Origin of the sequence: Microbacterium sp. GCM10027623 (genome assembly GCF_042666935.1) — a bacterium.
In the GTDB taxonomy this organism is placed as follows: Bacteria; Actinomycetota; Actinomycetes; order Actinomycetales; family Microbacteriaceae; genus Microbacterium.
The window spans coordinates 1,421,695-1,435,131 of sequence record NZ_JBHTHE010000001.1; the positions used below are offsets into that span (position 1 = coordinate 1,421,695).

Consider the following 13,437-nt stretch of genomic DNA (forward strand, 5'->3'; position numbering starts at 1 on the left):
TCCGTATGACGGGCAATCCGGGGAACAGTGGCCTGGCTTCGCAGGCCGCGTCGAGCGTCGCTTGGCTGACAGCGCAGACGTGGCTTGCGAAGGCGGGCGGCTTCGTGACGGTCGTGCTGCTGGCGCGGCTCCTGTCGCCGAGCGACTTCGGCCTCGTGGCCGTGGCGATGACCGTTGTACCCGTGGTGTACCTGATCGCCGACCTCGGTTTCGCCACCTACCTGGTTCAGGTCAAGGAGATCAAGGGGCACGTGGCGAGCACCGCATTCTGGTACTCGGCTCTCTCGGGTCTGATGCTCTCCGTTCTGCTCGTCGCGTCGGCACCGCTGCTGGAGTCGCTCTTCGGTGTTCCCGGCGTCGCGGGTGTGATCAGTGCGATGGCTCCCGCGGTGATCTTCGTCAGCCTTGCTGCTGTTCCCATTGCGTTGCTCCGGCGTGGCATGCGCTTCCGGGCATTGTCCATCCAGGCGGCCGTCGCGGCACTCGTCGGACAGATCGTGGCCATTGCGATGGCTGTCTCCGGCGCGGGAGTGTGGGCGCTCGTGGCACAGGTGGTCGTGGCCCAGGTGGTGACGATGATCGCGGCCTGGGTGGCGGCGCGCTGGCGTCCCAGTCGCGCATTCGACTGGACTCAGTTCCGCACGATGTTCAGCTTCGGAAGCAAGGTCGTCGGAGTCAATGCCATCGCGATGGGGCGTCAGTGGGCAGAGAACGCGATCATCTCGAACGTGCTCGGCGCAGCGGCGCTCGGGCAGCTCACCGTGGCGCAGCGCCTCGTGCAGACCGGTCAGGAGATCGCCGGGGCGGCGATCACCCCCGTGTCGACCGTCGTCTTCGCACAGGTGCGCGAAGACCGGGGGCGCCTGCGGCGCGGATATGACCGGGCGCTCGGGCTGTCGTACCTTGTCATCGCGCCTGCACTCACGGCGATCCTGGTGACCGCGCCCGTCCTGGTGCCGTTCCTGTTCGGTCCGCAATGGACGCACAGCGTCGGGGCGGCGCAGGCACTGTCCGTGGCCGCGCTCTTCACGCTCGCCGCGACCCTCGACCACGGACTGTTCTACGGGCTGGGCCGCCCGGGAATGTGGCTCGTCTATGCGACGGTGACCGACGTCGTCACCGTGATCGTCACCGCGGTGCTCGCGAGGCACGGCATCGTGGCGATCACCACGGGATTCGCCGTCGTGGCGGCGGTCGCCACCATCGTCCGGATCATCCTCGTTGCTCGGGTCATCGGCGCGAGCGTCTGGATCGGCGTGCGCCGGATACTCGCGGCGATGACCGCCATGGGTGCCTCGGCGCTGGCAGGATGGGGGACCCTGGTGCTCCTCCCGGAAATGCCGAGCATCCTGGTCATACTGATCGTGGGGGCGGCGGTGCTGATCGTTCACCTGTGCGTCGCGCGGCTGCTCCTTCCGGCCGCGTTCCGGGATGTCGTCCACGAGCTGCGCTCTCGCATTCGTCGTCATGAAAGAGGGGTCATGAAATGAACGCACATCTTCGGCGCGGGCTCGTCAGGCTGCGCCGCGCCGCACGCGTCGGACCGCACGGTCTCGTGCAGCGCATGGCGCGCCGCACCTACGAGGCGAGTGGGGCAGCCGACCTGCGGTTCAACCTGCGCCTCGAGGACGTGCTCACCGGCATCCCCGAGGAACTGCCGACCCCTGCCGCCCCGGTCCCGGCCGGCGAGTCGCTCTCGGTGGGATGGATCATCACTCCCCCCGCGCCCGGGTCGGGTGGGCACACCACGATCTTCCGCATGGTGGAGGCGCTGGAGAAGCGCGGCCACCGGTGCACGCTGTTCGTGTACGACCGGCACGGTCTGGACGCCGCCTCACTGACCGAGCGCATCCGCAGGCACTGGCCCCGCGTCGCGGCCCGGGTGCGAGACGCGAGCACGGGCATCCGTGACATCGACGTCGCCGTCGCCACGGCCTGGGAGACCGCACACGTGCTGGTCAAGCACGGCGCCGCGCCGATGCAGCGCGCGTATTTCATCCAGGACTTCGAGCCGTACTTCTATGCACATGGAGCGCAGTACGAATTCGCGGCGATGACCTACCGGCTCCCGCTGCGCCGAATCGTGCTCGGAGAGATGCTGGACGGCATGATCCGCGAAGCGGCCGGTCTCAGCTCGACGGTCATCCCGTTCGGGTGCGATTCCGAGGCCTACCGCCTGCCTCCCACGACGACATCGCGCTCCGGGATCGTCTTCTACAGTCGTCGCGACGACGCGCGGCGCGGTTATCAGCTCGCCTACGTGGCACTCAGAGAGTTCCACAGGGCGCACCCCGAGCAGGAGATCCACGTGTACGGCGAAGCGCCGCGAGGGCTGGACGTGCCGCACACCTTCCACGGCTGGGTCAGTGCCGCCGAGTTGAACGACCTCTACGGGCGGACCATCGCCGGACTGGCGTTGTCCTTCACGAACATCACCCTGGTCGCCGAGGAGATGCTGGCGGCCGGCAACATCCCGGTGGTCAACGACATGCCGCTCGCGCACGAGATCCTGAAGAGTCCGAGCATTCGTTGGGCCGAGGCCACCGCCAGATCACTTGCGGCAGCTCTGAGCGACGCGGTCACATCCTCCGATGTGGACGGCGAAGCCGAACGCGCCGCGGCATCAGTGCGCGGGCGCTCGTGGACGCCGACCTATGACGCGTTTGTGGATGCGATCGAGGAATTGAGCTACGCACCGGAGGGGAAGAGATGAGGCGTCAGCGCACGCGCGGTTCGGAATCACCGCATATCGTGATCATCGTGCAGAATCTGCCGGTTCCGCTGGACCGGCGGGTGTGGCTGGAATGCCAGGCGCTGATCGCGCGAGGCTATCGGGTCAGCGTCATCTGCCCGAAGGGACCGGGGGACCCGGCCAGGCAGACCATCGACGGAGTCGAGATCTTCAAGTACGCCCCGGCACGGGAGGCAGAGGGCTTCCTCGGCTTCGCGTGGGAGTTCGCGTACAGCTGGGTGCGCACCGCATGGCTGTCCCTGATGGTCTGGCGCCGACGCCCGTTCGACATCCTCCAGGCGTGCAATCCACCGGACACGTACTGGCTGCTCGCCCTGCTCTGGCGCATTCGCGGAGTCAAGTTCGTCTTCGACCACCACGATCTCAACCCCGAGCTCTTCATCTCACGCTTCGGGCAGCCGAGGAGCCTGGCGCAGAGACTGCAGTACCGCGGGCTGCGCTGGCTCGAGCGCCGCACCTTCCGAGCCGCGGACCGGATCACCTCCACGAACGAGTCGTACAAGGCGATCGCCGTGCGCCGAGGCGACCGCCGGCCGGGACACGTCACGGTGGTGCGCAGCGGGCCCGACACCCGGAAGATGCGCCCCGTGTACCCGGAGTATCCGCGCCCGGCAGGCAGCGTCGACCTCGCATACCTCGGAATCATGGGTCCGCAGGACGGTGTGGACCAGGTGCTGCTGGTCATGGACGAGCTCGTGAACCGCCGGGGACGCACGGATGTCACCGCGACTCTGCTCGGGTTCGGCGACTGCCTGGAGGACCTCAAGGCGCAGTGCACCAGCCTCGGTCTGGACGATCGGGTCACCTTCACCGGCCGCGTCGACCGGATCGCGATAGCCGAGTACCTGAGCCGAGCCGACATCGGCCTCTGCCCGGATCTGAAGACTCCTCTGAACGACGTGTCCACGATGAACAAGACGATGGAGTACATGGCCTACGGGCTCCCCGCCGTCTCATTCGACCTCGTCGAGACGCGCGTGTCGGGCGGTGACTGCCTGCTCTACGTGCCGTCGGGTGACACGCTCGCCTTCGCCGACGCGGTGGAGAAGCTCATCGACGACCCGGAGCTGCGCGTGAGACTGGGCAGAGCGGGACGTGAGCGGGTGTCCACGCAGCTCGACTGGCGTCCGCAGGCCGAAGCGTACGTCGCGGTCTTCGACGAGTTGTCCGGATTCTCTCTGCCCGGTCCCGCCGTCCCCGACCCGGAGGAGGAGCCGGAGACCGACGAGCAGGGTCGCCGCTACGTCGACCCTGACGATGCAGCCGAGTTCGACAGGTTTCTGCGCGACAGGAGGGCTCGGTGACCACCATTCGCACCCGCATCCACGATCTCCTCGCCCAGGCTGCGCACAGCACGCCCGAAGCCCCGGCGCTGACTTACCGCGAAGAGACCGTCTCGTACGCGGAGCTCTGGGAGCGTGCTCGCACGGTCGCGGCGAGATTTGAGGAACTCCACGTGGGCCGCGGCGACCGGGTCGCCATCTATCTCGAGAAGCGCCTCGAAGTCGTGGTCGCGATGTTCGCGGCATCCGTGGTCGGCGCCGTTTTCGTGCCTGTCAACCATGTGCTCAAGGCTCCGCAGGTCGGGCACATCCTCCAGGACAGCGGAGCGTGTGTGCTCGTCACCTCGGCCGATCGGTTCGGGCAGCTCGCCGAGGTTCTCGCCGACGGCGAGGTGGCCGCGGTGATCGCGATCGGCGCCGCAGTCGGCTCGCCGTCTGGCATCGGCATCCCGGTGCACGATTGGCCGCACGAACGGGCGTCCGAACCGCTGCCGACGGATGTCGTCGACCTTGATCCGGCGGCGATCATGTACACCTCGGGCAGCACCGGCCGGCCGAAGGGGGTCGTGCTGAGCCATCGCAACCTCATCGTCGGCGCCGAGAGTGTCAGCAGCTACCTCGACAACCGAGCAGACGATGTGATCCTCAGCGTGCTTCCACTGAGCTTCGATGCTGGGCTCAGCCAGGTGACCACCGCGTTCGCCGTCGGAGCGCACTGTGTGCTGATGAACTATCTGCTGCCGCGCGACGTGCCGAAGCTGTGCGCGAAGCACGGCGTCACCGGCATCACCGGGGTGCCGCCGCTGTGGATGCAGATCGCTGACGTCCCGTGGCCGCAGGAGGCCGCCGGTCGGCTGCGGTACTGGGCGAACACCGGAGGCCGCATGCCGCGGGCCGTACTCGACAAGCTGCGGGAAGTCTTTCCCGCCGCCGCCCCGTACCTGATGTACGGACTCACCGAGGCGTTCCGCTCGACGTATCTCGACCCCGCCGAGATCGATCGCCGACCGGATTCGATCGGAAAGGCGATCCCGAATGCTGAGATCCTCGTGCTGCGTTCCGATGGCACCCGCTGTGCACCGGGTGAGGAGGGCGAGCTGGTGCACAGGGGGGCGCTCGTCGCCCTCGGCTACTGGAACGACCCGGAGCGCACTGCAGAACGTTATCGCCCCGTGCCGCACCCCGATCAGCCCTGGCGGGCTCCCGAGATGGCCGTGTGGTCGGGTGACACCGTGCGTGCCGATGACGAGGGGTTCCTCTACTTCGTCGGCAGGACGGACGACATGATCAAGACCTCCGGCTACCGGGTGAGCCCCACCGAGATCGAGGAGGCCGCGTACGCCACGGGCCTCGTGCGGGACGCGGTAGCCCTGGGTGTCGAGGAACCCGGCATCGGCCACCGCATCGTGCTGCTCGTCGGCACGGAGAGCGGCGAGGTCGACGCCGGAGCGCTCATCGCCGCGCTGCGGCAGGCGCTGCCGATGTACATGGTGCCGTCCAGGATAGAGTCGAGGCGCGAGCTCCCGCGCTCTCCCAACGGCAAGTTCGACCGCAATCTGATGAAGGCGCAGGTGAGTGCATGACGCCCCAGGAGCACGTGGCCGTGTTCGGTGAGATGGACGGCGAGTTGCGCGTGGGCGGGATGCCGCTCAGCCGACTTGCAGCCCGGGTCGGATCGACTCCGTTCTTCGCCTACGACCGGGCTCTGCTCGACCAGCGGGTCGAGCGACTGCGCGCAGCGCTGCCCGACCGGGTCGAGTTGAGTTATGCGATGAAGGCCAACCCGATGCCGGCGATCGTGCAGCACCTCGCGCGCCGGGTCGACCGGATCGACGTCGCATCCGCGCTGGAGATGCAGGCGGCATTGGACACCCCGATCAGGCCGGAGCGCATCAGTTTCGCCGGACCGGGCAAGGCGCCCGCTGAGATCCGTCAGGCGGTGGCAGCCGGAGTGATCATAGAGGTCGAGTCGACCACCGAGATCACCAGGGTGATCGCCGCGGGAGACGCTCTCGGACAGACCCCGCGGATCGCGATCCGGATCAATCCCGATTTCGCGGTGAAGGGATCCGGCATGCGCATGGGCGGCGGGCCGCAGCAGTTCGGAATCGATGCGGAGGTGGTCCCCGAGGTGCTTCGCGAGTACCGAGAAGCGGGGCTGGACATCGTCGGCTTCCATGTCTTCGCCGGGTCGCAGAACCTCAACGCCGCGATCATCGCGGAATCGCAGGAGCGCACCGCCGACCTGGTGGCTGACCTCGCCGAGCACCTGAGCGTCCCGCCACGATACGTCAACCTCGGTGGCGGTTTCGGAATCCCCTACACCGAGAAGGACCGCCCGCTCGACCTGGAGGCGGTGGCGGAGCGACTGCGCGACCTGGTCGAGGGGCCGCTTGCGGAACGTCTGCCTGAGGCATCGCCGGTGATCGAACTCGGCAGGTACCTCGTCGGCGAATGCGGTGTCTACGTCACCCGCGTGCTCGACCGCAAGGTCTCGCGCGGGCGCACCTACCTCGTCGTGGACGGCGGGATGCATCACCAGCTCGCAGCGTCGGGCAACTTCGGTCAGGCGATCCGCCGCAACTACCCGCTCGTGGTCGGCAACCGCGTCGCCGAGACCGGACAGGACCGCGCATCGGTCGTCGGCTGCCTCTGCACACCGCTGGACCTGCTCGGGGACGACGTCGCTCTGCCCCCGGCCGACATCGACGACCTCATCGTGATCTTCCAGCAAGGCGCTTACGGGCTCACCGCCAGTCCGACCGCATTCCTGGGGCACCCGGCGCCCGCCGAAGTACTGGTATGACTGCAACCCGAGAAAGGCACACCATGAACGACACCATCGATGACGTCCGCACCGTCCTCATCGACGCGCTCGAACTCACTCAGACCCCGGAGGACCTCGGTCGGGACACTGCGCTCTTCGGCGCTATGCCCGAACTCGACTCGTTCGGCGTGGTCGCGCTGGTCGCCGCGCTCGAGGACCGCTTCGACATCACGATCGACGACGACGAGTTCGGTGCCGAGCTGTTCGAATCCGTCGGCTCCCTGACCGATTTCATCGCCGCCAAGCGCAGCGCCTGACGCAGCGGGTTCAGGTCTGGGCGGGGCCGGTGGCGTCCGCGGCCTTCGCCGGCGGTGCGTCGTCGAGGCGGCGAACCACCCGCGCAGGGTTGCCCATCACCACAGCATTCTCGGCGACGTCCTTCATGACCACGGAGCCGGCTCCGACCACCGCGCCACGTCCGATGGTCACGCCGGGCAGCACCACGCTGTTCGCGCCGATCCAGGCCCCGCGTTCGATGCGAACGGGCTCCTTCGCCAGAGCTCCGGCCCGGCGCTCCGCCGGACCCAGGTCATGCGATCCGGTGATGATCACCGCATTCATGCCGATGGAGACATCGTCCTCGATGGTGATCGCCGCCGAGCCGTCGAGGAAGACTCCCCGGTTGATCGAGCAACCACGTCCGATCGTGATCAGTCGGCTGCCGATGAAGCCCCGTGCGTCGATGACGGACCGCTGCACCTTCAGTCCCGTGGCCCGAATGAGCACCCAGCGCAGGTGGTCCGGAACGATGGCGGAGAACACGATGCTGTTCAGCCAGAGGTTGAACACATGGCGTTTCACGAGGGCGACGATCCGCCGTCGAATTCTGCGTGTCTCTCCCACGATCACCAGCATAGGGGAGGGAGAGGGAAGGGCACCGGGCATCCGTGGGTCACAGCACGCGCGACGCGGGAGGGCCCGCGGCGGTTGCGCCCCGGGACCGCACTTCGAGCACGACCACCAGCGCGAGGGTGAGGAATCCGCCGACGCCCAACGTCATGCCGATGGCGCGAATGCGACTTCCCACCACCATCTCCACGACCGGAGCGGGTGGGGACATCCGGGTGGTGATCGCATTGACGGGGTCGACCTTCATCCGCGTCTGCAGCTCCTGCAACTGATCGTCGATGAGCGCGGAGGCGTCGTCGATTCTCTGAGACACCTCGGACGGGGTCGCGCCGATGGCATCCACCACCAGTATCTGGTCGTTGAAGACGGACACCCACTGTGTGCCGGTGTCGAGGAGGTTCACCCAGATCGTTCTGCCATCGTCCGGCGCACCCACCGGGGTGGTCGTGGCGCTGCCGAACTTGATGCGCGTGCCGGCGCCATTGATGCGCTTGGCGACGACGCCGGCGGTGACGATCAGCGATTCCGTCTTCGTGACCAGCTCATTCGGGTACCGCGTGCTGGGCGGCGCGAGGAAGACGACCTCGGTGCGAGCATGGTAGACGGGCGTGGCGCGGGTCGCGAACACGGCGGTCGCGGTGGTCGCGAGAAGTCCCACCACGACGATCGGCCACCACTTTCGCAGGGTTCGAAGCAGGTCTGCCAGCGTCATCGCATTCTCCACCGACTCTCAGGCGCCTTGCGGTGTGGTGGTGACCACACAGGGAAGACTAGCCGGTATGTTGAACCGACGGCTGTAAGATCACTGCGCGGCGTGGTCTTCTTGAAGAGTGGGGGGCGGACTTTGGGGGTTCGTGAAGTCTTTGCGGGGCTGGGACGCCGTTGGTACGTCCTGATCATCGGACTTGCTCTGACAGCGGGAGGGGGCTGGTACGTCTACCAGCAGACCCCGTCGGACTACACTGCCCGCTCGCTCGTGCTGCTGCTTCCACCCGTGAACACCGTCGACAACGCCAGCTCCAATCCGTTCCTTCAGCTGGGTGGCCTCGAGCTGACCGCACGGGTCCTGGTGGCGACGTACTCGGGCACCGCCTTCCAAGACGAGATCGCGGAGCGCGCGCCCGACGCCGAAGTTCAGGTCTCCATGGACGAGTCCACGCAGGGCGGCGTCGTCGCGGTGGATGTCAAGAATCGCGGCGAGCAGCAGACGCTGGATCTTCTCGATGACGTGACCGACACCGTGTCTCAGCGGCTGGACGGGCTTCAGAGCGAGGTCGGCGTCGAGGAGAAGGACGTCGTGGGATCGATGCTCCTCGCCAAGGACACCGAGGCGAAGCCCGACTACCAGTCGCTCATCCGCATCCTCGTGATCGTGATAGGCGGTGGCCTGGTGATCACCGCCGCACTCGCTCTGGTACTCGACGTGCTGCTCCGGCGGCGACGCAGCGGACACTCCGCACTGCGCAACCGCCCCCGAAGGCGCACCCATGCGGAGCCGGGGAGCGAGACCGTGGCCTCGACAGACGGGCGGGATCGTGTGGAGGCCGACGAGGAGATGACCGGCTCGGACTGGGCTGATGAACCGTCTCCGGTGCACGCGAAGAAGGGACGGCACCGACCCTCCGACGGCGACGTCGCAAGATGACTCAGGTCGCTCGCCCCCGAGCCGCCAGCCCGAACGCGTCGCGCTCGCGACGGCAACCGTTCGACGTCGTGTCGTGGCTGACGATCTACCTCGTCGCGCTGCTCGGGATCCCCACGAGCCTGGTGGTCGGCCCCCTGGGCAGCGCCGGTGCGCCGTCGATGCTGCTCGGCCTCATGAGCCTCGCGATCTGGGCGGTGACGCTGATCACCCGACTGGACTCGTCGCCCGTACTGCGGTTCTACCCGATGCGGTGGGCGCTGTGCGCGCTGATCATCGCCTGCGCCATCTCCTATGCCATCGCGATGTCCCGTCCGATCAACGGCGACGAGGTCAGCCCGGCGGATGTCGCGATGCTGTCCCTGCTGTCCTGGGCGGGGACCATGCTGATCGCGACCGACGGCGTCAGCACCCGATCGCGCATCGACGTCCTCGTATGGCGCATCGTGGCCGCCGGTGGCCTGCTGGGGCTGCTCGGGCTCGCGCAGTTCGTCTTCGCGCAGCCGTTCGTGGACGTCATTCGGATCCCCGGGCTGACCCAGCTCGCTCCGGCGAACCTGTTCTATCGCAACGGACTGGTGCGGCCCAACGGCACGGCGACCCATCCGATCGAGTACGGCGCCATCCTGGCCATGATCCTGCCGCTGGCGCTGCACGTGGCCTTCCAGCATCTCGGGCGCCCGCTGTGGAGATGGATCCCGCTGCTGGTCATCGCTGCCGTGATCGGCATCTCGGGGTCGCGCTCCGCATACCTCTGCGCCGTGGCGGGCGTGGTGGTGTGCGTCTTCGCGTGGACGCCGGTGCTTCGACGCTGGGTCGTGAGCGTTTCGGCAGTGGGCCTCGTCGTCGTCAGTCTTTTCTGGCCGCGGATGACACGCACCATCGTCGGACTCTTCGACGACCCGGGAAACGACCCGAGCATCACGTCGCGAACAGACAGCTTCGATCTCGCGTGGGCATTTCTCGCTGAGCATCCGCTCTTCGGTCGAGGGTTCGGCACCTTTCTGCCGAAATACCGGATCTTCGACAACGAGTTCCTCGTGCAGCTGGTGAGCGCGGGGATCGTGGGGACCCTGGCGCTGCTCGCGCTTGCGGTGGTCTCGATGACCGAGATGCGCCGATTCGCCAGATCCGCCCAGGGCACGAGCGAGGCACTGAGCTCACGCGACCTGGCGGGGTCGTTGACCGGCAGCGTCGTGGCCGGGTTCGTGAGCATGGCGTTCTTCGACACCTTCTCCTTCCCCATGACGATGGGAACGCTCTTCCTCGTGCTCGGCGTCATCGGTGCCCTGTCACGTCTGGAGCGCGACAAGGCACCGGCCCTGCAGGGCTAATCAGTCCTCGGACGTGCGCACCCCGTCGAGCCATGCGGGGCCGCGTGGCTGCCGCCAGCGTCGCGGACGCAGGAGATCCCGAAGCGCAGCGCGGCTCGTCGCCCTCCCGAGCGCGGCGCGGCTGCCCTCGCGAACCACCAGAGCCAACCAGAACAGGATCGAGGGCACCGGTCCGTGTCGCCGCGAATAGAGTCTCGCCTTGTTCAGCACGAGCAGCGACCACAGCCGCTGTGACACGGCGGAGTCACCCTTGAGGTGCTGCGCCACAGCCGTGGGGACGTAGAGCACAGGCAGCCCCGCGTCGCGCGCGCGAAGGTCGTAGTCGGTCTCCTCGGAATACAGGAAGTACGAGTCGTCCCAGGGGCCACAGGTGCGCCAGCATTCCGCGCTGATGAGCTGCGTCGATCCCTCCGCCCAATCGACCGGTGTCGGAGACTCGTAGGCCGCGGGATCCGTCACCACCTCACCGAGAGTGCCGATGCGGCCCGCTCGTTCGCCGCCGATCAGGGCGTCTGCCCAGACTCGCGCGAGAGAGGGCTCGCGTCGTATCGACCACAGCGGCGTCCCGGCGCCGTCGACGAGTCGTGGGACGGCGATTCCGACGCCATCACCGAGCTCTCGGTACAGCCGGATCAAGCAGCCCTCGGTGAGTCGCACATCGGCGTTGAGGATGAGGTAGGCGTCCTGATCACCCGCGGCTGCGACTGCTGCGTTGAGACCCCCCGCGTACCCGAGGTTTCCGCCGGTGCGGACGAGGACGGCATCGGGGGCGCACCGGGTGATCTCGTCGATCGTATGATCGCTCGATGCGTTATCGGCGAAGACCAGTGTCCAGTCTGTGCCATCGGCGCCGGCAGGCAGCGACGCGATGAGGTCTTCGATGAGCGGAGCACTGTTGAAGGTCACCACACAGATCGCGATCCGCGGCTGACTCACGGCGCCTTTCCCGCTCCGTCGAGTGCCACGATCCCCAGTCCCACCATCGGCCCCACCGTCCGCTCGCCCCATGGCGCCCGCGTCGGCGCCACCAACAGGCTACCCGCTCAGATGTGCAGTCCGGGGTACCGTGCACGTGAGAAGGCGTCGGGAGCGCAGCCGCGCTCCCGACGCCTTCTCACAACCCTTCGGGTCAGCCGTTGGTCTCGGTGCTGCAGGCGAGTGACTTCGTCGCCTGGGGCTGTCCGGCGGCGTCGAGTCGCACGATACTGGCCTGCCACGATGAGATGGCAGAGCACTTGACGCTGATCGGACCGTAGCCCCAAGTGTTCTCGACGACGTTGAGGTTCTTCACCTTGCCCGGCATGCCGCTGCGGAACGGGTATCCCGCACCGGAGACGATGAGGCCGTCCACATCGATCGACGTGTTGCCCTGGCCGCCGGGGTAGAAGAACGGCGCCGTGCCGTGGCAGCCGTTGGACTCGTTCATGACGATGGCGCTGTTCCGGACGACCAGGCGGCCGCCGTCGTAGCCCTGGATGCCGTCGCCGTGCCAGTCGTTGCAGACCTGCGGGGCGGCGATGCGCACGAAGGACGACGTCACGTTGACATCACCGCATCCGAGGCCCTTGCCTCCGACCCGGAGACCTTCAGGCGCTCCGTCGATCAGCACGTTGTTCACCGTGTAGCCACCGGGGCCGATCACGGGGTCACCCGAATCCGTGGTGCGGCCCTTGGTCACGAAGCTCGAGTCCTCGATCTTCAAGCCGTTGTAACAGACGCCGTTGGTGTAATTGCTCACGGACGCGTCGGTGCCACTGATCCGCCGCAGAGTGACGTTCTTCGCGGCGACGCGGATGGCACCGCTGGTGATCTGGAGATCCTCCACCACAGCGCCGTCGGTGCGCACCCAGTAGTCACCGGTGACCTTGGTCTTCGGTGTCCACCCCGACGGAATACCCGTCGTCGAAGCAGTCGGGAACCGACCCGCGGCCGGTGTCGTCGGTGCGGTGACCGGCGGCTTCGGTGCGGTGACCGGCGGCTTCGGTGCGGTGACCGGCGGCTTCGGCGTGGTGACCGGCGGCGTGGTCGGCTTGACGACCGGTGGAGTCGTCGGCTTGACGACCGGCGGTGCCGTCGGCTTGATGGTGGGCGGCGTCGTGACAGAGCCGCTGGGCGTGAACACGACGTCCACGAGGTAGTTGTTGCCCCTGAAGGTGGACTTCGGGAAACGGCTCTTCGACCCGTAGTGGAAGACACCCGCACCCTTCTTGAGGGTGAACCCGTTGAGCGTCTTGTCCGAGGCCAGGTCGTTGGAGATGCTCGGGTACCCGCCCTTGGGGGCGAAGTACGAGGCCACGTAGGTGCTGCGGGCCTTCACCTTCACGGGGGTGTCGAGCTTGACGGTGCGCCATCCCGCAGTGCGCGTCGCCTTGAAGCGCGCCTTGGCGAGCACCTTCCCGTTGGACGACCAGAGCGTGGCCTGTTTCACATCGCGTGCTCCAGTGCTCTGGTAGTACTGGATGGCACTGATGGTCCCGGGCTTCTGCGGGGTGAAGCGCACTCCGAGCTCCACGCCGGCGCGGTCGGAGTCGACGGCGACGCTGGGTCTGACATTCTCGGAGAAGATGCCTGCTGCGGCAGCCTGTTCGTTGGTTGCAGTCGCCCCGAAGACGATTCCTGTGAGCGCGACGGCGGCCGCGACGGCGATGACCAGCGGGGTACGCAATCGTCGGGTGGTTCGTGATCGTACTGAGGGTGAATCGCTAGACAAAATCACATTCCTATATCGGTTTCGGTGGATTCCCCTCCCC

Annotated in this window: 12 protein-coding genes; 8 read left to right on the forward strand and 4 right to left on the reverse strand. The window is 67.3% G+C overall.

The genetic code is table 11. From position 1 onward, the window contains the following. Window positions 1-5 precede the first annotated feature (5 nt). From ACFQY2_RS06465 to ACFQY2_RS06490, 6 genes are read left to right on the forward strand one after another with little or no spacing between them, the layout of a single operon-like run. Complete coding sequence (locus ACFQY2_RS06465; RefSeq protein WP_378744837.1) at window positions 6-1,490, forward strand: lipopolysaccharide biosynthesis protein; 1,485 nt, start codon at window positions 6-8, stop codon at window positions 1,488-1,490. Continuing rightward, on the forward strand, window positions 1,487-2,713 hold the full coding sequence (locus ACFQY2_RS06470; RefSeq protein ID WP_378744838.1) for a glycosyltransferase family 1 protein: 1,227 nt from the start codon (window positions 1,487-1,489) through the stop codon (window positions 2,711-2,713). The genes ACFQY2_RS06465 and ACFQY2_RS06470 overlap by 4 nt, the downstream gene beginning before the upstream one ends. 47 nt (window positions 2,714-2,760) lie before the next feature. Beyond that, window positions 2,761-4,056, forward strand: a complete 1,296-nt coding sequence (locus ACFQY2_RS06475) for a glycosyltransferase family 4 protein (RefSeq protein ID WP_378744839.1) — start codon at window positions 2,761-2,763, stop codon at window positions 4,054-4,056. Beyond that, window positions 4,053-5,618: an acyl-CoA ligase (AMP-forming), exosortase A system-associated gene (locus tag ACFQY2_RS06480; RefSeq protein WP_378744840.1), complete on the forward strand. Its 1,566-nt coding sequence runs from the start codon at window positions 4,053-4,055 to the stop codon at window positions 5,616-5,618. The genes ACFQY2_RS06475 and ACFQY2_RS06480 overlap by 4 nt, the downstream gene beginning before the upstream one ends. Next, window positions 5,615-6,841, forward strand: coding sequence for a pyridoxal-dependent decarboxylase, exosortase A system-associated (locus tag ACFQY2_RS06485; protein WP_378744841.1), 1,227 nt, complete (start codon window positions 5,615-5,617; stop codon window positions 6,839-6,841). Before ACFQY2_RS06480 ends, ACFQY2_RS06485 begins: the two co-directional genes overlap by 4 nt. Window positions 6,842-6,864: 23 nt before the next feature. Beyond that, window positions 6,865-7,119 (forward strand): acyl carrier protein, encoded by a 255-nt coding sequence (locus tag ACFQY2_RS06490; protein WP_378744843.1) that lies wholly within the window; start codon window positions 6,865-6,867, stop codon window positions 7,117-7,119. Between the two features lie 10 nt (window positions 7,120-7,129). Here the strand turns inward: ACFQY2_RS06490 and ACFQY2_RS06495 are convergent, their stop codons facing one another. Next, window positions 7,130-7,705 (reverse strand): acyltransferase, encoded by a 576-nt coding sequence (locus ACFQY2_RS06495; RefSeq protein ID WP_378744844.1) that lies wholly within the window; start codon window positions 7,703-7,705, stop codon window positions 7,130-7,132. A 49-nt stretch (window positions 7,706-7,754) separates the two neighbouring features. Continuing rightward, window positions 7,755-8,423: a hypothetical protein gene (locus tag ACFQY2_RS06500; RefSeq protein WP_378744845.1), complete on the reverse strand. Its 669-nt coding sequence runs from the start codon at window positions 8,421-8,423 to the stop codon at window positions 7,755-7,757. 132 nt (window positions 8,424-8,555) lie between these two features. On the opposite strand from ACFQY2_RS06500, the gene ACFQY2_RS06505 reads away from it, so the two are divergent. Together ACFQY2_RS06505 and ACFQY2_RS06510 are read left to right on the forward strand one after the other, a co-directional pair. Beyond that, window positions 8,556-9,356, forward strand: a complete 801-nt coding sequence (locus ACFQY2_RS06505; RefSeq protein WP_378744846.1) for a hypothetical protein — start codon at window positions 8,556-8,558, stop codon at window positions 9,354-9,356. After that, window positions 9,353-10,687 carry an O-antigen ligase family protein gene (locus tag ACFQY2_RS06510; RefSeq protein WP_378744847.1) on the forward strand — a complete coding sequence of 445 codons (1,335 nt, stop codon included), beginning with the start codon at window positions 9,353-9,355 and terminating at the stop codon, window positions 10,685-10,687. Before ACFQY2_RS06505 ends, ACFQY2_RS06510 begins: the two co-directional genes overlap by 4 nt. Here the strand turns inward: ACFQY2_RS06510 and ACFQY2_RS06515 are convergent, their stop codons facing one another. Then, on the reverse strand, window positions 10,688-11,623 hold the full coding sequence (locus tag ACFQY2_RS06515) for a glycosyltransferase family 2 protein (protein ID WP_378744848.1): 936 nt from the start codon (window positions 11,621-11,623) through the stop codon (window positions 10,688-10,690). Between the two features lie 193 nt (window positions 11,624-11,816). Next, on the reverse strand, window positions 11,817-13,352 hold the full coding sequence (locus ACFQY2_RS06520; protein WP_378744849.1) for a DUF4082 domain-containing protein: 1,536 nt from the start codon (window positions 13,350-13,352) through the stop codon (window positions 11,817-11,819). Between the last annotated feature and the right edge of the window lie 85 nt (window positions 13,353-13,437).

What these genes read in the sequence shown, in the direction of transcription:
- ACFQY2_RS06465 (WP_378744837.1), top strand. Translation starts at nt 6, where the DNA reads ATGACGGGCAATCCGGGGAACAGTGGCCTGGCTTCGCAGGCCGCGTCG.
- ACFQY2_RS06470 (WP_378744838.1), top strand. Translation starts at nt 1,487, where the DNA reads ATGAACGCACATCTTCGGCGCGGGCTCGTCAGGCTGCGCCGCGCCGCA.
- ACFQY2_RS06485 (WP_378744841.1), top strand. Translation starts at nt 5,615, where the DNA reads ATGACGCCCCAGGAGCACGTGGCCGTGTTCGGTGAGATGGACGGCGAG.
- ACFQY2_RS06490 (WP_378744843.1), top strand. Translation starts at nt 6,865, where the DNA reads ATGAACGACACCATCGATGACGTCCGCACCGTCCTCATCGACGCGCTC.
- ACFQY2_RS06500 (WP_378744845.1), bottom strand. Translation starts at nt 8,423, where the DNA reads ATGACGCTGGCAGACCTGCTTCGAACCCTGCGAAAGTGGTGGCCGATC.
- ACFQY2_RS06510 (WP_378744847.1), top strand. Translation starts at nt 9,353, where the DNA reads ATGACTCAGGTCGCTCGCCCCCGAGCCGCCAGCCCGAACGCGTCGCGC.